Below are 24,724 nucleotides of genomic sequence, written 5' to 3' on the forward strand. Positions count from 1 at the left end.
CTCAAGCCGAAAGGCGGGCGGAAGCCCAGTCCGATTTGAGGCGGCGCTCGCGGTCGGCGCTCTGCCAATAGTCGTTGGCGTCGCCAGCCTGGCCGATGCCGTCGATGGAGGGCGGCCCCGTCAGCGTGCGCGCCTGCGCCGCATCGATGAGCATCGGCGCGCCCTCGCCGGCCAGCGCGCTTTCGATGGCCTTCACCAGCATGCGCCGGTAGGCAATGATTCCCTTGTCGGTCGAGCCCAGGTGCTCGCGCGTGCGGTCCTGGATCGGGCCCTGCGATTCGACCGCCCACTGGTCATGCACGTTGATGTCGTCGCCCATGCCGGTGTAGGTCTGGGTGAGCTGCTCCTCGACGTTGAAGCCGTAGTTGTTGCGCTTGTTCTTGCGCGAGGTGTAGTCGGGCAGCTCGTAGAGCTTGAGCCGCTGCTCCCGCATCTGCTGCTTGTCCACGGGTCCGGTGAAGCTGGTGAAGATGGCGTACCAGTAGCAGTGGGTGTCGTCGACGGGCACATGCCATTGCGAGATGGTCATCTCCGCGCTCATCGGGATGACGAAGGCCTGGGGGAACACCACGTTGGTCACGCGCACATGCGTGCTCGATCCGTCGAGCTTGCGCAGGGCAGTGAGCCGCAGGCCGTAGTCCGTCGGCTCGACGCTGATCTCGGGGCGGTCGTACTCGCGCAGCACCTTGGTGATCGGCAGGTCGGAGTCTGCCGAGGCGCCGCGAAATTGCTTGCCGTAGCTCTCGGAGGTGTCGGCGTCCTCGAAGAAGCGGTGCAGGTAGGAAGCGTGGGCCGGATCGATGCCCACCTCGAGCGCCTGCAGCCAGTTGCATTCGAACAGGCCCTTGAACGCAAAGGTGTGGCTGTCGGGCGCGACGAAACAGTCGAAGTCCGGAAAGGCCGGCGGCTCGCCCTCTCCGAGGTAGGCGAAGACAGTGCCGGCGCGTTCGACCACCGGGTAGGCCGACTGCCGGATGCGCGTGCACAGCTTGCTGGTTGCCGGCTCGGCCGGCGTTTCAAGGCAGTTGCCTTTGGCGTCGAACAGCCAGCCATGGAAAGCGCAGCGGATGCCGCCGTCCTCGAGCCGGCCGAACGCCAGGTCGGCCCCGCGGTGGGGGCAGTCCCGATCCAGCATGCCGAGTTGACCTTTGTCATCCCGGAACAGCACGAAGTGCTGGCCCATCAACTGGACGGGGCGGATGGGACGCGGCCCCGCCAGGTCATCCGAGAGTGCGACGGGTTGCCAATAGCGGCGCAGCAGCTGTCCTGCCGGCGTGCCCGGGCCTACGCGGGTCATGAAATCGTTCTGTTCAGCGCTGATCATGGGTGCTCCATCGAGGTGTGAGTTGATTGCATGCAATGGCATACATTGTTGGAGCCGAGATGCTTTCTGGTCAATTGTTTGGTGCGATAAAGGTAAAAAACAAAGGGTTAACACCTAACAAAACCGAGGAATGGCGGTCGCAAATCCATTCCACGAATCAACTTTGGATCGTTGCATGCAACATCCGGGCCATGCTTGTGGTTTGCGTGCAGCAGGTCGCCTTCTTCATACAATCAGGCTTGCTTCCTCCTCGTGGAAATCGATGGACTCTCAACAATCCCGTGTGCTCGTGCAGCTTCGTGACCTCATCCTCAAGGGCGAATTCGGCCCCGGAGAAAGGCTGGCGGAGATTCCGTTGGCGGAAAAACTCGGTGCATCGCGCACGCCGGTGAGGCTGGCGCTCACCAGCCTGGAGCACGAAGGCTTGATCGAGCTGTCGCCGAGCGGCGGCTATCAGATGCGCCGCTTCACCTCGCAGGAAATCGCCGATGCGATCCGCGTTCGGGGCGTGGTCGAAGGCTTCGCGGCAAGGCTGCTTGCCGAAGACGGCGCATCACGGCAATTGCTGCGCGAGTTGCATGAATGCCTGGAGGCGGGCGACAAGGCCGTGAACAAGCCCGAGATGGACCTCGACGACTACACGGCGTACGTCGAGATGAACGACCGCTTCCACAAGCTGATCATGCAGGGCTGCGGCAATGTCGCCTTGCAGCGCGTGATGGAAATGCTCGACCGGCAGCCCTTTGCGTCGCCCAGTGCCATGCTGCCCATGCAGTCGTCCATGGAGGAAGGTCACCAGTGGATGAAGCAGGCCCACCGCACCCATCACTCACTGGTGCAGGCGATCGAACGGGGGCAGGGCTCGCGCGCGCAAGCCCTGGGAGAAGAGCATGTCGAGATCGCCCGCATGAACCTCGACTACGCACTGGAGCGCCCGGAGCTCGCCGCGGAACTCATGCCGGGCATCCGCCTGGTTGGCAAGGCGCGAGGCTGAGGCTGGCCGGTCGCGGGTCGCCGCCAGCCTCGCCTGCCTGCGTGCGCGCCTCTTCCCTGGAGCCGGCAGTTCCGTTTCAAGACCTCATTTCTTCGGCGCGGGAAGCGCCGCGAAGTACCGTTTGAGGTAGTCGAGCGCGGCGCTCACTTTCGCCGCCTCGCGGTCGCGTTGCGGCGTCATCGCCCACACGGGCATCGAAGGCAGCCGCCACGGGGCCATCACCTCGACGAGCACGCCTCGCTGCAACGAGGGCAGCACGTCGGCGCGCGCCAGCCGCGCGATGCCCAGGCCGTGCTCGCACATCTGCTGCAGCGCGATCACGTTGTTGCTGGCAATGCGTGCTTCGACGTGCACGCGTTGGTGCTGCCCATCGGCGGCGTACAGGTCCAGCGGCATCGACACGGCCTCCGAGGGCGACAGCGCGCGCTTGACGGTGGCGCGCCCGGAGCCCTGCGTCGCAGCACCTTCCGGTGCGACGAAGCCATTCCGCGGTGGCTCGATCGAGGTCTCTTGCCAGAGGGCCAGCCACTGATGCGCAGGCAGTTCCTCGGGTGCCCCCGGCGCGCCGCGGCGCTCGAGGTAGGCGGGCGAGGCGCAAAGCAGCGTGCCGAAATCGCACAGCCGCCGCGCCACCCAGCTGGAATCGGCGAGCCGGCCCACGCGGATGGCAACGTCGATGCGCGCATCGATCAGGTCGATCAGCGCATCGTCCACCAGCAATCGGAGCCGAAGCTGCGGCGCTTCGGCCAGCAAGGGTGCGAGCGCCGGTGCGATGTGGTTGGCGAAGCCCACGGGCGCGGACACCCGCAGCTCCCCCGTGGGCGCATCGCGCGCCTGCTGCAGCGACTCGGCCGCCGCGCGCGCGGCCTCCAGCAGGCGCTTGCAGTGGGGGTAGTAGCGCTCTCCGGCCTCGGTCAGCGCGAGCTTGCGCGTGGACCGGTGCAGCAGCGTCACGCCGCCTTGCAGCTCCAGCGCCCGGATCAGCTGGCTCACGGCCGAGGGGCTCATGCCCAGGCGGCGCGCCGCCGCGCTCATGGAGCCGGCCGCCACGGTTTCGGCAAATACCGCCAGCGGCTTCAGATCGTCCACTTATAAGCTCCGCTTCAAGTTCATAGCGATGGGCCCCGGCTTATCAGGCCCGCAGGCGCTGGCTATCGTAGCCGTCGACAACAACCTGCTGGAACAACCCATGAAAATCGCTCTGATCGGTGCCTCCGGATTCGTCGGCACCGCCGTTCTCGCCGAGCTCCTCGCGCGTGGTCACCACGTCACCGCGCTGCTGCGCAACCCCGCCAAGCTCCAAGCGAACCCCCAGCTCAGCCCCCGGGCGCTCGACGTGAACGACGGTGAGGCCTTGGCCGCCGCCCTGCGCGGCCACGATGCGGTGATCTCCGCGTTCAACCCGGGCTGGGACGCCGAAGGCCTCTACGAAAAGTTCATGCAGGGCGCCGCCAGCATCAACCGCGCGGTCGAGGCCTCGGGCGTGAAGCGCCTGCTGGTCGTCGGCGGCGCCGGCAGCCTGTTCGTCGCGCCCGGCGTGCAGGTGGTCGACACGCCCGAATTCGCATCGCACGTGCCTCCCAACGTGGTACCAGGCGCCAAGGCGGCGCGCGACACGCTGACCGCGATGCGCGGCAACACCACGCTCGACTGGACCTTCCTGAGCCCCGCGGCCATGCTGGCGCCGGGCGAGCGCACCGGCAGCTACCGCGTCGGCGGCGAAGACCTGCTGCTCGAAGACGGCAAGCCAGCCGGCATTTCGGTGGCCGACCTGGCCGTGGCCATCGTCGATGAGATCGAACAGCCGAAGCACCTGCGCAAGCGCTTTACCGTCGCACGGTGACAAGGACTCCATCCAGCTGATCGGCTCGAAGTCGGGCCTCTCGGTGTCCGAATGCTCGGGCCGCGGCGCCTTGGAGGCGGTGCTTGAATGAGGGCCGTGCACAAAGCAGGCTGCGGTGTGCGAGTCGCTACAGCAGATTTTGCTATGGCGCGTCAGCTCGAGCAGTCGAACTCGAAGGGCAGCATTGAACGCGTGTTCGCAAATAGCTTGCGACTCACAGCGCCGTGCGAATTTTCAGCGTGCTTCTGTGGGAATTGGACGACCGTGGCTGGCCTGGGAATGCGTCAGTCTGGCTTCAAAGCATTCCAACACGCACCCATGGACAAGTTCTTTGCTTCCTTCGCCAACGCCACCGCGCGTGCTGCCGGCAGCCCGTTCGCCTTTCTTGTCTGCGTCGCACTGGTCGTCGGCTGGGCCATTTCGGGCCCGTACTTCCAGTTCTCTGAAAACTGGCAGTTGGTCATCAACACCGCGACCACCATCATCACCTTCCTGATGGTGTTCCTGATCCAGAACACGCAGAACCGCGACGGGGTGGCGCTCCAGACCAAGCTCGACGAACTGATCCGTTCATCCAACGCCGGTGATGAATTCATCGGCATCGAGAAGCTGACCGACCAGCAACTCGCCGCGCTTCATGAACGCTGCGAAGCAGCGGCCAAGCGCAGCCATGCGGCGTTGGAGGGCGCCATTCATGAACGCAAGCGGCGCGCTGGCCAACGCGCGGATCAACCCGGAGATCGAGGCGGCAATGGAAACGCGCCGCAAGCAGGAAGGAAGAGATGAAGAAATCCATCTGGCATCTGTACGGCTATGGCTGGGTCACCCTCGGCTTCTTCCTTGTGTCCCTGGTCGGCCATTGGGTGTTCGCGTGGTTCGCCTATGTGGATGAGCAGGCTGCGGTCCACGCGCCTGTCGAGGTGTCGGGCTACCTGGTCCAGGTCTCGAGGGACACCTTGGAGAACTGGCAATCCGAGTTCTTGCAGCTGCTGTGGCAGATCGGCGGCCTGGCCTTCCTGCTTTACGTCGGCTCTCCGCAGTCGAAGGAAGGCGACGATCGGATGGAGGCCAAGATCGATGCGATCCTGGCGGCGGTTGATCCGAAGAATGCCGATGTGCTGATCGATCAGATCGACAAGGCTTATGCGGGGCGGCACACCGATCCGCGATGGACGGAATTGGCCAAGAAGGACTCTGCCGGCAGGCCCCGGAGCGCACCTGCCGGATCTCCGAAGTAAACAGCGGGCGACAAACAGCCCCGGGGCATCCCGGCGCTCTCGATGCGGTACAAAGCCGCATGAACGTCCCACTCGCGGCTTCGCTCCTCGATCTCGTGCTCGGCGTGGAACTCGGGCCTGCCGACAAGGCGGCCCCCGATCGCTGCACGCTCGAGGGCATCACCTGGCAGTCCAGGCAAGAGGAGGGCGCGTTCGATGTGCGGATCCGCAAACTCGAGGCGACGGCGCTTCGGCTGGCGTCGGGCGCGCTCGTCCTGGAGATCGGCCGCATTGCCTTGCATGAAGTGGCAGGGCAGGTGCGGATCGAGGGCGGCGTGCCGCGCCTGTCTGCCCTGGCAGCGGCAGAAGCCGAGTTCGCGGGAGTGAAGCTGCATGGCCCGTTGAGCCTGTCGCCGGAGCTCCAGCAAGTGTGGAACGGCTTTCTGGGAACGGGCAGGGTGGCACTGCCGGCAGAGGCCGAGGTGCGCCAGACTGCGGCCGATGCCTGGTGTCTCGGTCCGCTCGGCGAGGCCGACGGCACCATCCGCAGCAAGATCACCGACGCGCACCTGCTGTTCGACGCCGACGTGACCGTGCCGATACGCCACGGGCTGATCGACTTCAACGACGCGACCGTCGAGCACGTCGGGCCGGACTCGCGCATGGGTGTGAGCCGGCTGGGCTTCTACGTCGATGCGCCGGACGGGCGCAGCTATCTCTATCAGTTCGCGTCGGCACCGCTCGCAGGCGTGGAATTCGAGCGCCGCGGGGCCTTGCTGAGCCCGTGGGTCTCCGAGCGCGGCACGCTGCAACTGCAGCCGTTCGCCGAATCGATGCTGCGCCAGGGACGCGGCGGCCAAGGCCAAGGATTGACGGAGCAGGCCCGCCTGTTGCTCGGCCGCACCGCGCTGTCGGGCGAAGTGCAACTCGGCGATGGGCGCATTGCCCTGCCGGGCCTCGAGGCGCAAATGGACGGGCGCACCGAAGGCCGCAACACGGTGGGCCTACGCTCCGAGGCCGTGGGCCGCGGGCTGACTGTAGCAATGACTTCCATGTTGGCGCGCAACGCAACCGCAAGGTGGAAGGGCGTGCAGCTGGCGTGCGGCGAAGTCGGGGCGGGGTTCAAACTTCAGCTTCTCGTGGATGACCAGCACGTCCACTTTGTCCTCGATCTCGAGGACGGCAAGGCGGCGGCGCTACGGTTCGATCCTGGCGGCCCAGGTCATGTGTAACAAACAGGAAAGCGAACTTTCTCCGGACTTGATTTGTAGGAAGTATCCTACTAACCTTGGAACTGGTTTCTCCCGGGTGGGCATCAAGGACCAACCCTTTCAGGCCCGCCTCGTGCGGGCCTTTTTTCGAGCTCGCATGGCCGCGCAATCCCTCTCCCCGCCTTCTTCCGCTCGCGTCAATGGGCGTGCCATTGCCATGATGATCGGTGCGATGTGCTGCTTCGTGTGCAACGATGCACTCGTCAAGTACGTCAGCCAGACCATGCCCTCGGCCCAGCTGATTTTCGTGCGTGGGGTGATGGCCTCGGCGCTGGTGCTGCTGGTGGCCCGGCACCTGGGGGCGCTGCGCTAGGCCAGGGCGCTGCTGAATCCGCTGGTGGCACTCCGCGGGACGGTCGATGCTTGCGCGACCATGATGTACCTGCTGTCGCTGTTCCGGTTGCCGATAGCGAACGCCACTGCCATCAACCTTGCCGCGCCGCTTTTCATGACGGTGTTCGCGGTGCTCTTCCTGGGCGAGCGCGCGGGCGTGGCGCGCTGGTCCGCCGTGATGCTCGGCTTTGTGGGCGTGCTCTGCGTGGTGCAGCCTCGCGGCGAAGGCTTCAACGCCTGGGCGCTGCTGTGCCTCGGCGGCACGCTGTTCCACGCCACGCGCGACCTGATGACGCGGCGTATCGATCCGGCCATCCCGTCGGTCATCATCACCCTTGCCACGGCACTGGCCGTCACCGTGCTGGCCGGCTGCGTGACCCTGCTGACCGGCTGGCAGGCATTCGCGCTGCGCGAGCTGGCCCTGCTGGGCGTCGCGGCGGGCTTCCTGGCATCCGGCTATTTCCTGCTGGTGCAATGCATGCGCACTGGCGAGGTCTCGCTCACGGCGCCCTTCCGCTACACGGCGGTTCTCTTTGCCATGCTGCTGGGCTACGCCGTATGGAGCGAAGTCCCCAGCGGATGGGCCTGGCTGGGAATCGCCCTGCTCGTCGGGTCGGGCCTGTACATGCTGCACAGCGAGCGCGGCCGGACCCGCGCAGCGGCGCTGGACGCGCAGCCCGAATGAAAATCGGGCCCACGCTCCCTCACTTCGTGTGGTCGCTGCGCCCCGACGTGTGCGGGCACACCGCGGCCGAAGCAGCGCGCGGATCACCGATGAAGGTGCGAGCCGACCAGAGCTCGGGGAACGGGATCTCGTCCATCGTGGGCGCCAGCCACGCAATGCCCTCGGTGCCGAAGTACGCAGGCCTGGCGCCGAAAGTCCGGCGCGTTGCCATCAGGTGGCGGTACTTCCAGTGCATGAAGCCCTCCGCGATGTCCGCCAGTGTCTCGCCAAGCTGCTGCATTTCGACATGGGTGTCCGGGGCTGCATAGATGTTGCGCCAGACCTGTTCCACCTCTTTGCTGGGGCTGTAGCGCGCACTCAGGTCACGCTCGAGCCAGGCACGCGGCACCTCCATGCCCTGGCGTGCCAAGCAGGCCAGCACGTCGTCGTAGAGGCTCGGTTCGGCCAATGCCTTGGTGAGCTGCGCCAGGCGCTCAGGCTGGGGAGCGAAGTGCTGCAGATGCTCCGCCTGCTTGATGCCCAGCAGATAGGCCATGTGCCGGTAGGTCCATCCCTGCAGTGCCGTGTCCTTGCCGTGCGTCGCGGCGGCGCGCGAGAGAATCGCCAGCAGGTCGTTGGGTGTCATCCAGGCAATGGAACGCCAGATCGCGTCCAGAGGCTCCTGGTGGGCAACCACCCGCAACAGGGTCCGTTGAGCCTGGGCCAGGTTGTCGGCGCGCAGAAAAGCCTGCGCCGTCTGGATCTCCTTGATGATGAGCATCCAGTAGAGCTCGGACACCTGCACGTGAACGATCCACGCATGCTCGCCCGGATGGTCGCTGACCGTGCGTTGCAGCGAGTGAAGCACGTCGGTCTGGATCCACTTGCTGTACGGTGTCTGGCCGGCGGCCCCGCGCAGTGCTTCGGGGCTTTCGAGGCTTTGAGGACTATGGCTCATTTCATGCTCCTGGTTGTATTCACGGCGTGCAGACGGCTTCAGGCCGCGGCGGCGGCGGGACAGTCCACGACGGCATCCATGTGCGCGGAGTACGGCATCGATCGGACCGATGCCTGGATCGCTTCCTTGCAGAGCGACGGCCGCCTGGCGAGCGCATCGAAGTAGCGCTCGACATGGGGCAGCCCTGCCCACATCGAGGACAGTCCGAGATAGTTCATGCGGACAAGATTGACGCCCCACAGCACATCGGCGAGCGAGAAGGCATTGCCCCACAGGCAGGAGAAGGACTTAGCCGCGAGGTCCCGCTCCAGGCCCTTCAGAAGATCGCCCGCATGCTGGCGGGCCGCACGCTGGAACGCCGGGTCGTGGCACACCTTCTTGCCTGCGCTCTCCTTCTCGATCTTGGCGCGGCAGGCGGCCACCAGCTCGGCGTCGCCGGCATGGATGGCGATCAAGCCTTCCAGCGCCATGATCTTGTAGTCGTAGACCGTCTCCATGGACGACTTGAGAGCATCGGGCCGCCGGTCGGCGTCCGGATGGAAGCCGTAGAGCAGCGCTCCGTTCGGGATCCTGTCGACGATGCCGACCTGGCGCATCACCTCCGTGCGTGCCTCGGGGTTGTCCGGCACGAGCTGTACCGGCGTGCGCGAGACTGCGTCGAGATAGGTGCAGATCCGGCGCGAGTCCGCCACCACGCGACCTGCCTGGTAGTCCACCAGCAACGGCACCACGCAAGGGTCGAAGCCTTCCGTTTCGACCGAGGTGCGGCCGCTGTAGCCGCTCACGAATTGCAGATCCAGTTCGCGCGCTGCGATCAGCCGCAGGCGGATGTAGGCCGGGCTGTAGTGCTCGGCCGGAACCAGGCCGCTCGGTCCCATCGAACTGAGGATGAGCATGTCGTTGGAACGATAGGGCAGCGCCTTTTCGTGCAACACCGTGCGCACCTTCTGCGAGCAGAGGGAGCTCGCCGCGTGGAACAGCTCGAAGCGCGGGTTTGCGCTGTCGCCCACGACCGTGCTGCGGCGTGGGTCCTGGATGGCGGCGCGGGCGGAAGCGGCCATGGTCATCAACGGGTGCGTCATTGCATTTCTCCTTCTCTGCGCGTCGGGCAGGTGGACAGTTCACGATCGGTTTGGCGAGGCGGGCGGGCAGATGAACGGGGTGAATCGTTTGGATGCAGCAGCCGCTCCATCCGCCGTGCGATCTGCAGCAGTGCAGCGTCGTCGCCCGGGCGGCCAACGACCTGCAGCCCGACCGGGAGCGCGCCGACACTTCGGCGCAGCGGGATCGAGATCGCGGGGCAGCCTGCGAGGTTGAAGGGCGCCGTATAGGTCATCAGGGCTTCCCGCACGGTGCCGCTCCAGTTGCCGATCGCCAGCCTTGTCTCGCCGACCCGCGGCGCGGTGCAGGGCGTGGTGGGCAGCACGATGAAGCGGTGCCTGGCCATGAGGCGCTCGAGCCCCGCGGCGAACTTGCGGCGCGCCTGTTGTGCCGACGCGTAGTCTTCCACTCGCGTCGCCATGGCCCGCGTGAGCCGTTCGACAGTTTCCGCGCCGTAGTTCGCGGCAATCCAGTCCGGGTCTCTGCGCGCGAAGTGCACGAGTCCGCCTTCGGCCAGCACGATGCGCGCAAAAGCGTCGAAGCTGCCGCCGAAGAGATCCCCCGCGTTCAGTGCCTCGAGAGAGAAAGCAGACGCCAGCGCATCGGCCGCGACGGCGAATGCGCATGCGATGTCGGCGGCCGGGGGCAGCGAAGCGATGCTGCAGATGACACCGATACGTGCGTCGCCGAGTTCGTCCGCAGCGTCGCTGCCGCCGACGATGCGCAGCGCCTCGGCAAGAACGCTCACGTCGCTGACGCTCGCTCCGAGCAGACCCGGATGGTCGAGGCTCGCGGCCAGTGGAAAGATGCCCTGGGTCGGCACCACCCCGTAGCTCGGCTTGAATCCTGTAACGCCGCAGAGTGCGGCGGGAATGCGCACCGAGCCCCCCGTGTCCGTGCCGAGTCCCGCGGCCATCACGCCGTCGGCTATGGCCACGGCCGCGCCGCCGCTCGAGCCACCCGGAATGCGCCGGGCGTCCAGCGGATGGAGCGTGTCGCCGAAGGCGGCGCTCGCGGTGGTGACGCCCCAGGCGAACTCGTGCGTGGTCGTCTTGCCGACGACGATTGCGCCTTGCTCCACGAGCGTGCGCACCACAGCGGCGTCCGCCGAAGGGACGTTGCCGATGAAGGCGGGCGATCCGTAGCGGGTTTCGATCCCCTGGGTGTCGATCAGGTCCTTGACGCCGATGGGCAGGCCTTCCAGCGGACGCTGCGTGCCTTCGGCGTAACGGCGGTCACTTTCGGCGGCGGCCGCAAGCGCGTGTTCGCGTGGAATGCAGGCGAAGGCGTTCAGCCGGCGCTGCGTATCGTCGGCACGTTGGAGCGTGACCAGCGCGAGCTCGCGCGCGCTGATCCGCCTGCTGGCGAGATCGTCCAGCGATTGCCGCAGCGATGGCGCGGCGCGCGGTGCATGCAGGTTCACCACAGACGCTCCAGCAGCGCATCGAGGCGCGCGGGTGCGTCGTCGCCGAGGTCCGCGACCTCGTCGGGGTAGTTGGCCTCGAGCAGCGCGGCCACTTCCGGCAGCCTCGCACGGTCGAGGTCGAAGTCGGACACGCGGCTCGGCAGGCCGAGCGCCGCGACGGCAGCAGCGATGCGCGCTGCCAGACGCTCCGCGGCGCCCGGCCCGCCTGGGGACAGGGCTTCGAGCTTGTCGCCATAGAAAGCCGCGCACGCCCGGATGACCGGCGCGAGCGTGATGCACGAGGTCGCGCTGTGCGGCAGGCCGAAGGTGCCGCCCAGGATGTGGCCGATGCGGTGGCTCAATCCATAGATCACGGAGGCGGGCGAAAAATAGCACTGCCAGGCGCCGAGCTGGAGCTGCAGCAGGTCGTCGTCCGTCACCAGCCCGGCCTCGATGGCCTGGCGCGTCTCGAGCCTGGCGGGCCACTTCTCGATCACCCGCAGGAAGCGGTCCACGCCGCTGGCGGCCATGATCGCGTGCGGATGGCTTGGCATGACCTTGCGCATGCCCTCCACGGCGTGGTCGATGCCCTTGATGGCGGACGACAGCAGCAGCGCCCGCGGTGTGCCGCGCACCAGCAGCGGATCGATGAGCACGACCTTCGGCGTGGTCTCGCGGACCGCGTAGCTGCGCTTGAACTTCTGCGGCCCGCCGGTCTCGGTGATGCCGAAATAGTGCGAGAACTCCGAGCCGGAGAGCGTTGTCGGCAACGCGACGATCGGAAGATGCCTGCCGGTGCGGCCGTGATGCAGGTGGGAGACTGCCTTGGCGGCGTCGAGCACCGAGCCGCCGCCGACGCCCACGATGGCGCCCGCATTCGAGCGCAGGCAGGCCTCGAGCGCTGCGTGCACTGCCACGCCGGGAACGTGCGCGGGGAGATCGAGAAAGTTGCCGACGCTGCGATTCAGGTGTGGCTCGACATGGTCGCGAACCAGTGCCTCGAGCGGTTCGACGGTGAAGACGATCGGCCGCTCGATGCCGAAATCTGCAATGCGCGGCAGCGCAGTGGCCAGCGTGTTCTCGCCCCAGAACACCGCGTCTTGCGGCAGGCAGTTGAGATGGTTCATGTCGGCGGTCCTGATCCGATGGAGTCGGTGGACCGCGACGATAAGGCCGATGGAGTCTGGCTGGAGCCCCCCGGGCGAGGACTCTGCGTCCAAGCTTCTGGACGATCGCCGTGGCGGCTTCAGTGGCCTGCGAAGCCCGTGACCTTCGGGATCTCCAGCGCCAGGAAGTCGACCAGCGATCGCACCGCGGGCAGCAGTCCGGTTCGATAGGGAATGAGTGCCGCGATGCGGGCATCGGCCGCGATCCAGCCCGGCAGGATCTGGCGAAGCGAGCCGGCCACGAGCTCATTGCGGCAGATATAGCCCGGCAATGCCGCGATCCCGACGCCGGCACACGCGGCTTCCTTGAGCGACACCATGCTGTTGCTCTGGAAGCGCGGGGCCATGGCGACGACGAACTCCTTGCCACCGGGGCCCTTCAGCTGCCACTGCACCGGGCCGTTCCGCACGATGGAGATGCTGGCGTGGTGCAGAAGATCTTCGGGGCTTTGCGGTTCCTTCATCTTCGCCAGATAGGCCGGGCTGGCGAACAGGTACCAGGGCGCGCTCGCGATGGCGCGCTGCACGAGGGTCGAATTCTGCAGCGGCGACGTATGCCCGCGAATGGCCAGGTCGAAGCCCTCGCCCACGATGTCGACCAGCCTGTCGGTCGCGATCTCGACGATCTGGACCTTGGGGTGGCGGTTCAGGAAGACCGGCAGCAGGTCGCGCAATGCGAACTGCGCGATCTCCACCGCCGTCGTGATGCGGATGACCCCGCTGGGTTCGGCGAGACGCTGTCGAATGGCCTCTTCGGCAATGTCCGAACTGCGCAGCATCGCGACCGCGTACTGGTAGAACTCCTTGCCGATGTCGGTCGTGCCGAACTGGCGCGACGTCCGGTTGAGCAGCCGCACGCCCAGCGACGCCTCGAGTTCCTGCACGCGGTGGCTCAGCGTCGATTTGGGCAGGCGCAGCGCCTGGCCGGCGGAGGTGAAGCCGCCGCGGTCGACGACCTGCACGAAGTAGTAGACGTCCTTGAGATCGAGCATCGGGGTGCCGTGTCGGGGGAATCGCGGCGAGCATAACGCCGCGGCGCTCCCGATGACCCATCGTCCAGGAATCCGCAACCTTGCGTGCAAGCCGCACCGGCTTCTCAAGCGTGCCCGCGGTTCATACGATTTGCCAGCCGGTCGACGCAACCGCTCACGACCGCCACCACCACGCATGGAGACACTTCAATGAACTCGCTCATCGACGAACTCATTTGCGAGCGGCGCACCAAGCGCGGCTTCCTGGACCGACCCGTACCCGTCGAGACGGTGAGGGACATCCTCTCCGTCGCGAAGTACGCGCCCAGTTCCAGCAACACGCAGCCGTGGCGATGCTACGTGGTCACGGGCGAGGCACGCAACCGCGTGACCACGGCGGCCGTCGAGGCGTTCCGCGCCGGGCCCGAGAAGCTCGCTCCCGAGTACCCCTTCTTTCCGCAGCCGCTGCACGATCCCTACTCGTCGCGCTTCAACACCTTCCGTGGCCAGCTCGGCGACGCGCAGGGCGTGCACCGCAGCGACAAGGTGGGCCGCATGCGGGACGTGGAGCGGCAGTTCCTCTTCTTCGATGCCCCGGTCGGGATCATCTTCACGATGGACAGGCGCCTGGAATGGGCCAGCTTCATCTGCTACGGATGCTTCCTGCAGAACATCATGCTTGCTGCCAAGGCACGGGACCTGGACACCTGTCCGCAGCAGATCTGGTCTCTCCAGTACCCGGTGCTCCGCGCCGAACTCGGAATTCCCGAAGGCGAGATGGTCGTCGCGGGAATGTCGCTCGGCTATGCGGACAACAGCATGCCGGAGAACCGGATGGCCTTGCACAAGCTGGAAGTGGAGGAGTTCACCACCTTCATCGCCGCCTGAAACGGGACTCGACGCTTCACCCTACCCAACCACTCAACAAGGAACTTGGATGTCGATCATCAAAGGCTTTCATCACCTGACCGCCTGCGTCAGCGGGGCTCAGGAAGACGTGGATTTCTACGTCAAGCTGCTCGGCCAGAGCCTGGTCAAGAAGACCGTGCTGCTGGACGGGGAAGACCCGATCTACCACCTCTACTACGGCAACCCGAAGGGCGATGCCGGAACGCTGGTCACGTCTTTTCCCTTCAGCCAGAAAGGCGTGAAGGGACGGCGCGGCTCCGGCCAGATTCGCGTCATCAACTACTCCGTGCCCGCGGGTTCGCTGGACTTCTGGCGCGCGCGCTTCGCCGCCCATGGGGTCGCCTTCGACAAGGACGTGGTCGAGCGCTTCGGCGAGCAGCGCCAGCGCTTTCATCACCCCTGCGGCATCGAGTTCGACCTGGTCGCTTCCGATCGCGACCCGCGCTTGCCGTGCCTGGCCGATGACATCCCCGAAGCCTTCGCCATCCGTGGCGTGCACAGCATCACGCTGTCGCTGCGCGAGGTGGCCGAATCGATCACCTTCATGCAGGAGGCCATCGACTTCCGCTATGCGGGCCAGGCGGGGCCGTACCACCGCTTCGAGACGCATGGCGGTGCGCCCGGCACCATCGTCGAGTTCCTTCATGAGCCGGATCGCCTGCAGGGGTCGTCGATCTATGGCGAAGGCACCATCCACCATGTCGCCTTCGCGGTCGACAGCGAAGCGCAGCAGATGCAGATCAAGGACAAGCTGATGGGCATGGGCTACATCGACACCTCCGAGTCGGTCAACCGGAACTACTTTCGCTCGATGTATTTCAAGATGCCGGGGGGCGTGATCTTCGAGGCGGCCACGACCGACATCGGGTTTGCCATCGACGAGGAACCGGGTCACTTCGGCGAAGAGTTCCAGCTGCCGCCATGGCTCGAAGATCGCAAGCATGAACTGCTCGGCCGCCTGGAGCCGATCTCGGTATGAACGCCTTCTTCAAACCCAAGGTCCTGGTCGCCTTCTACTCGCGCAACAGCTCGACCGAGCTGCTGGCCAAGGCGATTGCCGAAGGTGCGGCAGGCGAGGGCGCCGAGGTGCGGCTGCGCCGGGCTCGCGAAGTGGTCGGTCCGGCCGTCATGCAGCAGTCGCCCGGCTGGTCAGAGCGCGCGGAACAGATGAACGCGCGGTACGAGGCGCCGACCGAAGCGGACGCCGAATGGGCCGACGCGATCGTGCTGGGCACGCCGACACGCTTCGGCTCCATCTCTTCGGAGCTGAAGGCCTACATCGATGGGCTCGGGGGACTGTGGTTCCAGGGCAAGCTCAACGGCAAGGTGGGCTCGGCATTCGGTGCGACCTCGTCGCTGCATGGCGGCAACGAGTCGACCTTGTTGTCGATGTACACGCCGATGGCGCACCTGGGGCTGGTCATCGTTCCGCTCGGCTATGCCGATGCCGCGATGTTCAAGGCCGGTACGCCGTATGGCGCAACGCATGTATCGAAGCTCGACACGGTCGAGCCCGATGCCGAGCACCTCGACGTGGCGCGCTTTCAGGGGCGGCGCGTGGCCACGGTCGCCAGGGCACTGCGAGGCGGAGCAAACGTCGAGTCTGTCGCCTGAGAAGCGCAGCAAGCGCAGTTCAGTCGCCGCTCAGCAGCGGCATCCATCCGGGCTGCTCGCCGACGCGGCGTGTCCACGCCTGGATGGCGGGGTAGCGGGCCATGTCGTAGCCGCCTTGCCCGGCGAGCGACACATAGCACGAGACCGCCAGGTCGGCGAGCGTGTACCGCTCGCCGACCATCCAGGTGTGCCCGTCGAGCCAATGTTCGAGTTTCGCCAGGGCAGCGTCGCCGTCCTTCTGAAAGCGGGCGATGTCTTCCGCCCGGTCGGCAGCCAACCCCCGCAGGTGGAAGACGCGTGGTATCGCAATCGGCTTCTGAAGATCCGCCTGCTCGAAGAACAGCCAGCCCAGCACCTCTGCGCGCAGGAACGGGTCCTCGGGCACGAAGCGGGTGCCCTCGGCCAGGTAGAGCAGGATGGCGCCCGACTCGACCAGCGTTCGACCGTCCTCGAGTTCGAGTGCCGGGACCCGCGCGAAGCGGCTCTTCTGCTGGAACGCCGGGCTTGCGGCTTCTCCTTTGACGAGATCGAGTGTCACCCGTTCGAACGGAATTCCGAGCTGGTTCAGCAGGAGGCGGACTTTCCAGCAGTTGCCGGAGAAACGGCTGTCATAGAGGCGAAGCATGGGTGGACTCGCAAGAGGCAGAGGGGAACGAATGGGCAGGTAGGGATGATCCCGTTCCGCCCGGCTGCTGGCAAGCCTCTTGAGTCCTCCCGTGCGGCCTTCGGCAGCACGCACCGCACCGCTATCGCCTCCTCGCGGGAGGACTCATGACTGCCGGAGGCATCAAGCCGGCGACAACCTGCCGGAGCCACGCGTTGCCCGGGTCCCTGTGAAAGCGCGCGTGCCAGTGCTGCTTGACCGTGTAGCGCGGCAGTTTGCAGGGAACGGGCAGGTGGCGGATCGGCTCGCGCGCGAGCATCACGCTCGCATAGTGGCGCGGCACCGTGGCCAGCAGCTCCGTCTCGGCCACGATCTGCGCCACGGCGAGGAAGCTCGGCACCCGCAAGGCAACGCTGCGCTGGATGCCGGCTGCGGCGAGCGCTTTTTCCACGATCGCGGTGTGGCCGGTGCCCGAGGTGCTCACTTCGACATGGCGCTCGGTGCCGTAGGCCTGCTTGCCCAGCCGCTTGCCGATGCGTGCATGGGAGGCGCTTGCGATGCAGAGGAAGTCCTGTTCGAAGAGCGACTGCTGGTAGAAGCCGGCGTCGAGCTGCGGCATATAGCCCACCGCGAGGTCGACTGCGCCATCTTCGAGGCGCCTGGGCGTGTCGGCAGAGATCTTCTCGGCCTCGATGTCGATGCCCGGCGCGCGGGACTGCAGGTGGTTCAGCAGCCGCGGGAGCAGGGAGATCTCACCCAGGTCCGTCATGCAAACGCGAAACGAGCGCCTGGCACTGGACGGGTCGAAGGCAGGGGCCCCGGTCCTGGCGTTCTCGAGGCTCTCGCGCACCTGCCGCAGCAGAGGGTGCAGCGCGTCTGCCCGCGGTGTCGGCCGCATGCCGCGCGACGTGCGGGCAAAGAGCGGGTCGCCGTAATAGCTGCGCAGGCGGCCCAGCGCCGTGCTCGCGGCGCCCTGGCTGATGCCGAGTGTTTCCGCGGCGCGCGAAACATTCAGGGCCTTGTAGATCTCGTCGAAGACCGAGATCCATTCCAGATCGAGCGACGCCATCGGGTTGACTCCTGTGATATCGAAAACCTCGATACAGAGTATCCATGCATACGGTTGATCCTGATAGCGCGCTCGCTCAAGAATGCGTGCTCTCACCCACCAAGGAGCCGATGTGATTTCAGGATTCATGCGCACAGTTCTTGGCGGCCGCGTCGTGTCCGCGCTCCTTCTTGCGGCTGGAGGGTGCCTGCACGCAGCGGCCTCGGCGCAGGCGGCTTTTCCGTCCAAGCCAGTGACGATCATCACGACCTTTTCGGCCGGCAGCGGCCCGGACGCCATGATGCGCGCCGTCGGAGAGAAGCTCTCCGCGCAGTGGAAGACACCGGTGCTCGTCGACAACCGGCCCGGCGGCGCAGGCTTCATCGCCATCAATGCCGCGCGCGCCGCAGCGCCGGACGGTCATACGCTGCTGATGCACGAAGGCGATGCGATCAGTGCCTTGCCGCATCTCTTCAAGAGCCGCAGGTTCCGCGTGTTCGATGCCTTCGAGCCGGTCGGCGTGCTCTACGACACGCCCTTCTTCGTCGTGGTCTCGTCGACCTCGCCCTGGAAGAACGTCGGCGACTTGCTGGCGGCGGCCAAGGCGAAGCCGGGCGCGCTTACCTACGGCACCTGGGGCGTCGGAAGCACGGCGCACCTGCAATCCGCATTGTTCGAGGGCAAGGCGGGCGTGCGGATGCTGCACGTGCCCTATAAGGAAATGGGGCAGCTCTACACCGGGGTGAGTACGGGCGAGACCGACTGGGCGCTGGGCGCCATGGCGTCGACCCAGTTCGCCTACCAGGCCGGGCGGGTGAAGTACCTGGCGGTCACGCGCGCGCGGCGCCTGCCGGACATGCCGGACGTTCCGACGCTGGCCGAGGCCGGAGGGCCTGCGAACTTCGAGGCGAGCGGCTTCGTCGCACTGCTGGCCCCCAAGGGAACCCCGGAGCCGATCTGCGAGAGGATCAACAAGGACCTGCTCGCCGCAGTCGCCAGTCCCGAGGTGCAGGCCCGCTTCAAGACTTTCAATTTCGAAGCTGCGCCCTGGTCGCCGGCGCAGACGCGCCGCGCGATCGAGACACGCACCGCGGCCTATGAACAGGTCATCACGAGCAATGGCATCAGGCTCGATTGAGGCGCGTGCGCATGACTCGAATCAGCAATCCAGGTGCACCGGCTGCGTCAGCGTCGGCTGGCACGCTGCCACCTGACGTGTGCCGGTGGGGAGCGACGGACATCGCTGCGCGCATTCGCGACGGAGCCATCTCCAGCGTCGAAGTGACGCAGGCCTTCCACGCCCGCATCGATGCCGTGAATCCAAGGCTGAACGCTATCGTCCACGCAGACCGTGAACGCGCCCTGCAGATGGCGCGCGAAGCCGATGCGCTGCGGGCTCGCGCACCGCAAGAGATGGGATGCCTTCACGGGGTGCCCGTCACCATCAAGCTCAACGTCGACGTGGCGGGAGAGGCGACGACGAACGGCGTTCCGGCTTTCGCAGACCGCATCGCACCGGCCGACAGCGCCGTGGTGGCCAACCTGCGGCGCGCCGGCGCGGTGATCCTCGGCCGGACCAACGTGCCGCCCTTCTCCTTCAGGTGGTTCACCGAGAACCCGCTGCATGGAAGGACCTTGAACCCTTGGCGCACTGAGATCACCTCCGGCGGCTCGAGCGGCGGTGCGGCGGTTGCCGCGGCTTCGGGTATGTGCGCCTTGGCGCATGGCACCGACATTGCGGGCTCGATCCGCTACCCGGCCTATGTCAACGGGGTGGTGGGCCTGCGTCCGACGCCGGGTCGCGTCCCGGCCTGCCATCCCACGACCACGACGCGCTTTCTCGGATTGCAGCTCTTCTCGGCGCAGGGCGTGCTGGCGCGCGGCGTCAGGGACGTCGAGTTGGGCCTGCGCGCGATGGCGGCCGAAGGCGCCAGCGATCCGACCTGGATCTCTGCGCCACTGGACTTCCCCGACGACGGCGCACCTGTGCGCGTGGCGTGTGTGGATGAAATCCCCGACACGCGGCTGGCCCCTGAAGTCAAGGCTGCCCTGTCGCAGGCAGCGCGCTCACTGGAAGCGGCGGGCTATCGGGTCGAGCGCGTCGTGCCACCCGGCATCGACGAAGCCCTGGAGATCTGGCTGGCCGTGGTGATGAACGAAGTGCGCATGGGCATGTTGTCCGCTGTCGAGGCCATGCAGGACGCCAGCATCCTGAGTTCAGTCCGCTCGATGGCAGCCTGCGCTCCGGCCCCCGAACTGCACGCGTATGCCACGGCACTGGCGAGGCGCGACGTGCTGCGCCGAGAGTGGAACGAATTCTTCGAGCGCTATCCGCTGCTGCTCATGCCGACTTCGTGCCGGGCCCCGATGCCGTGGGGCGAAGACTTGCAGGGGCCGGAAAAGATGCGTGAACTGCTCGCGGACCAATCTCCTCTGATTGCGGTCGCGGCGCTGAGCCTGCCGGGACTCCATGTTCCGACCGGGCTGCAGGCGGGTTTGCCGAGCGGCGTGCAACTGGTGGCCGCAAGCTTTCGTGAACGGCGCCTGCTCGAAGCCGCACGGATCATCGAGCGCGACGCGGAGCCTTTTCCCGACGCCGCGATGAACAGAGCCTGAACGTCGGGAACGAGCACTGCGCGAACGTGCGGGCAGGATGCTTCGTCAGGCCATCATTTGCTCGAGCGTCTTTCCGGCGTCGAGTGCTTCTTTCAGCCAGCGGGGCTTCGGGCCCATGCCGGACCATGTATGTCCGGCATCATCCTTGTAGGCAATCTTCGCCCTGCGCTTCTTGGCCGCTTTGCGCTTGCCGCCAGTCATTTCCGCGGAAGGGGCTTGCGTGGCGAATTCCTCGAGTGTCCTGCCCCCGTCGAGTGCACTGCGCAACCAGCCCGGCCGCTTGCCCATGCCTGACCAGGAATTGCCTTGGCCGTCACTGTATTTCGCAGCGCGGACTGGAGCCGCCTTTTTCGCATTTTTCTTCGCACCGTTGGACGCAGTGCCAAAACCCAGTTGCTGAGCGCTGAGTCCGTAGTGCTTGATCGCGACCTTGATACGGGCGACGACTTCGTCGATTTCCCGCACGCGCAGCTTTTCAGCCTGGCGCTGGAGAGTCTCGATTTGCTTCTGAATCTGCTCGTAACTCTGAGTCATTGGATTTGGATTCCAGTATGTGAAGAAGACTCGACTTTAATCTTATTGGCGAGCCCTGCAAAACCGGGTGTCCAGAAACGGCAGTTCTTCAAGCGAGTGCGCTTTGCAATGCACTCGATTGGCGGTGAAGCCAGGAGCCGCCACGCGGCGTGCATCGGCGACTCAGGCCGTCGAGCATTTCGTCGCGTGGTCGGCGGGCTCGTCGAGGATCTTCTTTACAGGTGAGAGCCTGTTCCTAGTCCGCCTTGAGCCGGCCGTCCTTGGTGGCCTGGGTGGCCAGCGCGTATTCGGCATCGAGGATGCGCGCGAACTCCTGCGGCGTGCCGGAGAAGGCGACGCTTCCGAGCTCCCGAGCACTGTTGACTGTCTGCGGGTCCTTGACGGCCTGGGCCAGCGCTGCGGCGAGCTTGTCCTGCACGTCTTTCGGGGTTGCGCTGGGCGCCACCACGCCGACATAGGTTGTGCCGTCGAGCTCGCCGAAGCCTTGCTCGGCAACCGTCTGCACGCCTGGCAGCGACGGGTCCTGCGTGGGCCCGAGGACCGCCAACGCCTGAAGTGTGCCGGCCTTCACGTGCTGGAGCGAGCTCGTCACCTGGTCGAAGTGCACGTCGACCTGGCCGCCGATCAGGTCGACCAGCGCGGGGCCCGAGCCCTTGTAGCTGACGACGGTGAACTTGGCCTTGAGCAGGCTCTCCAGCTGCAGCAGCGCGAGATGGTTCGGCGTGCCCGGTCCGGAATGGGCCGCGACCAGCTTGCCGTCGCCCGAGCGTGCATAGGCGGCGAGCTCCTTGAAGTTCTTGAAGCGGGTTTCGTTCTTGCGCGACAGCAGCACCATCGAGCTCTTGTTCACCAGTCCGATCGGCGCGAAGCTCGATCGGCCGTAGCTGGTCTTGACCATCTCCGGGACGGTGACGATGACGCCGGCGCCGCACAGCAGCAGCGTGTAGCCGTCGGCCGGGGCGCGGGCGACCTGCATCGCGCCGATCGAGCCGCCGGCGCCGGCGCGGTTGTCCACGATCACCGACTGGCCCAGCACCTTGCCCAGCGCAACGGCCACCGTGCGCGCGACGATGTCGGTGTTGCCGCCCGGCGAGAAGGGCACGACCAGCGTGATCGGCTTGCTGGGAAAGGCCTGCGCCCAGGCGCTCGTGCCCAGCAGGCTGCCCGCGGTTGCGGCCGCGCCGAGGTTCAGCAGTTTGCGACGTTGAATGTTCATGGCTTTGTGTCTCCGATACCTGTGTCGATGGAAGCTGGGCCGCGCGTCAGTTTTCGAAGCGCAGGACGTCGTCGAGCGCGCTCTTGATCCCGGCGAGCTGCGCGTCGGTCGTCGGTGGCATCGGGGCGCGCGGCAGCCCCGCGTTGCAGCCTTGCAGCGTGATGGAGGTCTTCAGGTTCGCGGGCAGGTTGTCGGCCACGATGGCGTTCCAGAACGCCAGCATCGACTTGTGCATCTCCAGCGCCTTGGCATGGTCGCCGGCCTGCACGGCGTTCCAGAGCGCGACGCACACGCCCGGCAGCGCAGCCGGCGTCGCGGCGATCGTGCCGTGCGCGCCGAGCGCGAAGGACGAATACAGCAGCGCATCCACGGCCGAGAAGACCTTGCAGCCCTGCGGCACGCCCAGCAGCAGGTCGGCCATGAGTTTCAGGTCGCCCTGGCTCTGCTTGATGCCCTGCACGCCGGGCAGATCCTTCATGAGCCGGATCATCTGCGCCGGGTTCAGGTAGTTCCACGGCACGACGTTGTAGATGATGACCGGGATGTCCACCGCCTCCGTCAGCGCCTTGAAGTGGCGGAAGGTCGCGTCCTCGTCGGGCTTGAAGAGGTAGTGCACCGGCGTGACCTGCAGTGCCGCGATGGGCAGGTGCGAGATCGCCCGGGCGCGGTTGATCGCGTCGCGCGTGCTGTTGGAAATGATGCCGGCGACGATCGGCACGGCGCCCGCCACTTCCTCCGCGGTGATTTCCAGGAGGCGCTTGAACTCGTCGATCGTGAGCGTATGGCCTTCGCCGCTGCTGCCGCCTGGGCACAGGCCGTGCACCTTCTTGTCGAGGTTGAAGCGAATGACCTTGCGGAAGGCGGCTTCGTCGATGTCGCCGCTGGCGGTGAATGGCGTGACGAGGGGCGGGATGACGCCCGAGAGATCAAGACCCATGAAAGGCTCCAGTTTTTCCGGTGGTGAATGGTTTCTTTGACGTCCGGCAGGCGATGCGCCGCGTGGACGTTGCTGGCTGCGTCGAACTATACCCCGACTAACATGTCAGACAAGTGCTAGTGATAACCCTAGTCAGCTCACCAGTGCAACCTGACGAGACGTTTGCCCGTACCATCCGGGCATGAACACCTCCGCCATTGCCCCGTCCGAGTTGCCGAAAGCGCCTGGGCGCCGGGCCGCCGCGCCCGAGCCGGTCACGCAGCGAAACCGGGCCTACCAGGGGTTTCGCCAGCAGATCATCGATGCGCGCATCCGGCCGGGGCAGTTCGTCTCGCAGCGCGAGTTGATGCAGCTGCTCGAGATGCCGCTGGCCGCCGTGCGCGAGCTGGTGCCGAGGCTCGAGGCTGCCGGGTTGATCAAGGCGGTGCCCAAGCGAGGTCTGCAGATCGCCACCGTCGACATGAAGCTGATCCGCAACGCCTGGCAGGTTCGTGCGATGGTGGAGCGCGAAGCCGTCGTGAATTTCGCGCGCGTGGCCAGTGCCGAGACCCTCGCCCGCCTCATTGCCGACCACGAGGCCATCCTCGAGCGCGCACTGCAGCCCCGTCCCGACGAAGCGCTCGAGAAGGACGCCCAGGCGGTCGATTGGGGGCTGCACGACATGATGGTCGACGCGATCGGCAACGAGATCCTGTCGGAGATCTACCGGGTCAACAGTCTGCATGTCCGCTTGATCCGGTACGACGCGGATTCGATGCGCCCGGTGCAGGTCGTGCCTGCCATGCGCGAACACCTCGAGTTCCTGCGCGCCTTGGCCGACGGGGATGCGGATGGCGCGCTGGATCGCATGATGGCCCACATCGAGCAGTCCAAGCACCGGGTGCTCGGCGGCATGCTGCGGGTGGGGCAGTAGCGCACGGGCCGATCCGGCTTGCAGGATCGTTGCCCATGTTTGCACGATCCTGCAACCCGCAAGCCTCGTTCGAGACAAACGGGGGCGAGCTGCTTAAGCTTGCGCGCATGCTGACATCCATCCAGAAAGCGCCGCAAGACGACCGGTCCTCGGAGCAGTTGCAGGTTACCGTGATGCGGGCCGAGCTCGCGGCCCTGATCGACCAACTCACCGGCGGCGTCGACGGCCTGCGCCCGACCGCGATCCCGCGCCTGTCGATCGCGCGTGCCACGCAGTCGCAGCATCCGGTGCACGCGATCCACGATCCAGCCTTCTGCGTGCTGGCGCAGGGCAGCAAACGCGTGCTGCTGGCCGACGAGGTCTACATCTACGACAGCGGCCAGTACCTGGTGGTCGCACAGAACCTGCCCGTTTCGGGCCAGGTGATCGACGCCTCGCCCGATGCGCCGTACCTGGGCTTGAAACTGAGCTTCGACGTCAAGGACATCGCTGCCGCAGCGCTGGAGTTCAGGTTCGGCGAGACCGCCCCGCAGCGCGCGTCGCCGCGGGGGATCTACACCGGCGAGTTGTCCACGGCCGTGCTCGACCCGGTGCTGCGCCTGGTCAAGCTGCTGGCTTCGCCCGAAGACGTGCCCGCGCTGGCGCCGCTGGTCGTCCGCGAACTCCTGTACCGGCTGCTGAAGTCGCCCGACGGCTGGCGCCTGGCCCAGATGGCAATGGTGGACAGCCACAGCCAGCGCATCACCCAGGCCATCAGCGTGCTGTCGCGGCGCTTCCAGGAGCCGCTGCGTGTCGAGGCCCTCGCCGAAGAGGTTCACATGAGCGTGTCTTCGCTGCACCATCACTTCAAGGCTGTCACGGCGATGAGCCCGCTGCAGTTCCAGAAGCAGCTGCGCCTGCAGGAGGCGCGGCGCATCATGATCGGCGAGAACGTGGACGCCGCCACGGCCGGCCACCGCGTGGGCTATGAAAGCCAGTCGCAGTTCAACCGGGAGTACAGCCGCTTCTTCGGCTCGCCGCCGGCGCGCGACGTGAAGCGGCTGCGGGAGCTGCAGCTCGGGCGCGTGGGCGGTTAAGGAGCCGAGC

26 protein-coding genes are annotated in these 24,724 nt (G+C 66.3%); 14 read left to right on the top strand and 12 right to left on the bottom strand.

Annotated elements, in window-relative coordinates:
• Position 1: 1 nt before the first annotated feature.
• Positions 2–1,324, bottom strand: coding sequence for an aromatic ring-hydroxylating dioxygenase subunit alpha (locus tag E5CHR_RS05920; RefSeq protein ID WP_162578828.1), 1,323 nt, complete (start codon positions 1,322–1,324; stop codon positions 2–4).
• Positions 1,325–1,586: 262 nt separating this feature from the next.
• Here E5CHR_RS05920 and E5CHR_RS05925 point away from each other — a divergent pair, with 262 nt between their 5' ends.
• Complete coding sequence (locus E5CHR_RS05925; RefSeq protein WP_162578829.1) at positions 1,587–2,318, top strand: GntR family transcriptional regulator; 732 nt, start codon at positions 1,587–1,589, stop codon at positions 2,316–2,318.
• Positions 2,319–2,402: 84 nt separating this feature from the next.
• Here E5CHR_RS05925 and E5CHR_RS05930 read toward each other — a convergent pair whose 3' ends face one another.
• Positions 2,403–3,407: a LysR family transcriptional regulator gene (locus E5CHR_RS05930; RefSeq protein WP_162578830.1), complete on the bottom strand. Its 1,005-nt coding sequence runs from the start codon at positions 3,405–3,407 to the stop codon at positions 2,403–2,405.
• A gap of 100 nt (positions 3,408–3,507) precedes the next feature.
• Here E5CHR_RS05930 and E5CHR_RS05935 point away from each other — a divergent pair, with 100 nt between their 5' ends.
• The 6 genes from E5CHR_RS05935 (at position 3,508) to E5CHR_RS05960 (ending at position 7,667) form a co-directional block, all read left to right on the top strand.
• Positions 3,508–4,161 carry an NAD(P)-dependent oxidoreductase gene (locus E5CHR_RS05935; protein ID WP_162578831.1) on the top strand — a complete coding sequence of 218 codons (654 nt, stop codon included), beginning with the start codon at positions 3,508–3,510 and terminating at the stop codon, positions 4,159–4,161.
• 318 nt (positions 4,162–4,479) lie between these two features.
• Positions 4,480–4,947, top strand: a complete 468-nt coding sequence (locus E5CHR_RS05940; RefSeq protein ID WP_162583583.1) for a low affinity iron permease family protein — start codon at positions 4,480–4,482, stop codon at positions 4,945–4,947.
• On the top strand, positions 4,944–5,399 hold the full coding sequence (locus tag E5CHR_RS05945; RefSeq protein ID WP_162578832.1) for a DUF6766 family protein: 456 nt from the start codon (positions 4,944–4,946) through the stop codon (positions 5,397–5,399). Before E5CHR_RS05940 ends, E5CHR_RS05945 begins: the two co-directional genes overlap by 4 nt.
• Complete coding sequence (locus E5CHR_RS05950) at positions 5,330–6,610, top strand: hypothetical protein (RefSeq protein ID WP_232061975.1); 1,281 nt, start codon at positions 5,330–5,332, stop codon at positions 6,608–6,610. Before E5CHR_RS05945 ends, E5CHR_RS05950 begins: the two co-directional genes overlap by 70 nt.
• A 136-nt stretch (positions 6,611–6,746) precedes the next feature.
• Positions 6,747–6,962 (top strand): hypothetical protein, encoded by a 216-nt coding sequence (locus E5CHR_RS05955; protein ID WP_162578833.1) that lies wholly within the window; start codon positions 6,747–6,749, stop codon positions 6,960–6,962.
• A gap of 24 nt (positions 6,963–6,986) precedes the next feature.
• On the top strand, positions 6,987–7,667 hold the full coding sequence (locus tag E5CHR_RS05960) for a DMT family transporter (protein WP_162578834.1): 681 nt from the start codon (positions 6,987–6,989) through the stop codon (positions 7,665–7,667).
• 19 nt (positions 7,668–7,686) lie between these two features.
• Here E5CHR_RS05960 and E5CHR_RS05965 read toward each other — a convergent pair whose 3' ends face one another.
• The 5 genes from E5CHR_RS05965 to E5CHR_RS05985 form a co-directional block, all read right to left on the bottom strand.
• Positions 7,687–8,604, bottom strand: coding sequence for a tryptophan 2,3-dioxygenase (locus E5CHR_RS05965; protein ID WP_162578835.1), 918 nt, complete (start codon positions 8,602–8,604; stop codon positions 7,687–7,689).
• A gap of 38 nt (positions 8,605–8,642) precedes the next feature.
• Positions 8,643–9,686 carry a glutathione S-transferase family protein gene (locus E5CHR_RS05970; RefSeq protein ID WP_174255694.1) on the bottom strand — a complete coding sequence of 348 codons (1,044 nt, stop codon included), beginning with the start codon at positions 9,684–9,686 and terminating at the stop codon, positions 8,643–8,645.
• Positions 9,683–11,128 (bottom strand): amidase, encoded by a 1,446-nt coding sequence (locus tag E5CHR_RS05975; RefSeq protein WP_232061976.1) that lies wholly within the window; start codon positions 11,126–11,128, stop codon positions 9,683–9,685. Before E5CHR_RS05975 ends, E5CHR_RS05970 begins: the two co-directional genes overlap by 4 nt.
• A complete protein-coding gene (locus E5CHR_RS05980; protein ID WP_162578837.1) occupies positions 11,125–12,237 on the bottom strand; it encodes an iron-containing alcohol dehydrogenase in 1,113 nt (370 codons plus the stop codon). The genes E5CHR_RS05975 and E5CHR_RS05980 overlap by 4 nt, the downstream gene beginning before the upstream one ends.
• 119 nt (positions 12,238–12,356) lie before the next feature.
• Entirely contained in the window at positions 12,357–13,268 is a 912-nt protein-coding gene (locus E5CHR_RS05985; protein ID WP_162578838.1) for a LysR substrate-binding domain-containing protein, read from the bottom strand.
• A 189-nt stretch (positions 13,269–13,457) separates the two neighbouring features.
• Between E5CHR_RS05985 and E5CHR_RS05990 the strand changes: the two genes are divergently transcribed.
• Genes E5CHR_RS05990 through wrbA form a run of 3 tightly spaced genes read left to right on the top strand, consistent with a single transcriptional unit; the run spans position 13,458 to position 15,770 of the window.
• On the top strand, positions 13,458–14,135 hold the full coding sequence (locus tag E5CHR_RS05990) for a nitroreductase (protein WP_162578839.1): 678 nt from the start codon (positions 13,458–13,460) through the stop codon (positions 14,133–14,135).
• A 49-nt stretch (positions 14,136–14,184) separates the two neighbouring features.
• On the top strand, positions 14,185–15,135 hold the full coding sequence (locus tag E5CHR_RS05995; RefSeq protein WP_162578840.1) for a ring-cleaving dioxygenase: 951 nt from the start codon (positions 14,185–14,187) through the stop codon (positions 15,133–15,135).
• Complete coding sequence (wrbA, locus tag E5CHR_RS06000) at positions 15,132–15,770, top strand: NAD(P)H:quinone oxidoreductase (RefSeq protein WP_162578841.1); 639 nt, start codon at positions 15,132–15,134, stop codon at positions 15,768–15,770. The genes E5CHR_RS05995 and wrbA overlap by 4 nt, the downstream gene beginning before the upstream one ends.
• A gap of 19 nt (positions 15,771–15,789) precedes the next feature.
• Here the strand turns inward: wrbA and E5CHR_RS06005 are convergent, their stop codons facing one another.
• Together E5CHR_RS06005 and E5CHR_RS06010 are read right to left on the bottom strand one after the other, a co-directional pair.
• The gene (locus E5CHR_RS06005) at positions 15,790–16,395 is read right to left on the bottom strand and encodes a glutathione S-transferase family protein (RefSeq protein ID WP_162578842.1); all 606 of its coding nucleotides are present in this window, start codon (positions 16,393–16,395) and stop codon (positions 15,790–15,792) included.
• Positions 16,396–16,516: 121 nt separating this feature from the next.
• Entirely contained in the window at positions 16,517–17,443 is a 927-nt protein-coding gene (locus E5CHR_RS06010; RefSeq protein ID WP_162578843.1) for a LysR family transcriptional regulator, read from the bottom strand.
• Between the two features lie 127 nt (positions 17,444–17,570).
• Between E5CHR_RS06010 and E5CHR_RS06015 the strand changes: the two genes are divergently transcribed.
• On the top strand, positions 17,571–18,560 hold the full coding sequence (locus E5CHR_RS06015) for a Bug family tripartite tricarboxylate transporter substrate binding protein (RefSeq protein WP_232061977.1): 990 nt from the start codon (positions 17,571–17,573) through the stop codon (positions 18,558–18,560).
• Positions 18,561–18,571: 11 nt separating this feature from the next.
• Positions 18,572–20,038 carry an amidase gene (locus E5CHR_RS06020; RefSeq protein ID WP_162578845.1) on the top strand — a complete coding sequence of 489 codons (1,467 nt, stop codon included), beginning with the start codon at positions 18,572–18,574 and terminating at the stop codon, positions 20,036–20,038.
• Between the two features lie 45 nt (positions 20,039–20,083).
• Here E5CHR_RS06020 and E5CHR_RS06025 read toward each other — a convergent pair whose 3' ends face one another.
• The 3 genes from E5CHR_RS06025 to E5CHR_RS06035 all read right to left on the bottom strand — a co-directional run bounded on the left by E5CHR_RS06025 (position 20,084) and on the right by E5CHR_RS06035 (position 22,725).
• On the bottom strand, positions 20,084–20,572 hold the full coding sequence (locus E5CHR_RS06025) for an H-NS family nucleoid-associated regulatory protein (protein ID WP_162578846.1): 489 nt from the start codon (positions 20,570–20,572) through the stop codon (positions 20,084–20,086).
• 235 nt (positions 20,573–20,807) lie between these two features.
• Complete coding sequence (locus tag E5CHR_RS06030; protein WP_162578847.1) at positions 20,808–21,788, bottom strand: Bug family tripartite tricarboxylate transporter substrate binding protein; 981 nt, start codon at positions 21,786–21,788, stop codon at positions 20,808–20,810.
• A 46-nt stretch (positions 21,789–21,834) separates the two neighbouring features.
• The gene (locus E5CHR_RS06035) at positions 21,835–22,725 is read right to left on the bottom strand and encodes a dihydrodipicolinate synthase family protein (RefSeq protein WP_162578848.1); all 891 of its coding nucleotides are present in this window, start codon (positions 22,723–22,725) and stop codon (positions 21,835–21,837) included.
• 181 nt (positions 22,726–22,906) lie between these two features.
• Here E5CHR_RS06035 and E5CHR_RS06040 point away from each other — a divergent pair, with 181 nt between their 5' ends.
• Entirely contained in the window at positions 22,907–23,638 is a 732-nt protein-coding gene (locus E5CHR_RS06040) for a GntR family transcriptional regulator (protein WP_162578849.1), read from the top strand.
• A 107-nt stretch (positions 23,639–23,745) separates the two neighbouring features.
• Positions 23,746–24,714, top strand: coding sequence for an AraC family transcriptional regulator (locus E5CHR_RS06045; RefSeq protein WP_162578850.1), 969 nt, complete (start codon positions 23,746–23,748; stop codon positions 24,712–24,714).
• Positions 24,715–24,724 lie beyond the last annotated feature (10 nt).

This window comes from Variovorax sp. PBS-H4 (assembly GCF_901827205.1).
Lineage (GTDB): Bacteria > Pseudomonadota > Gammaproteobacteria > Burkholderiales > Burkholderiaceae_C > Variovorax.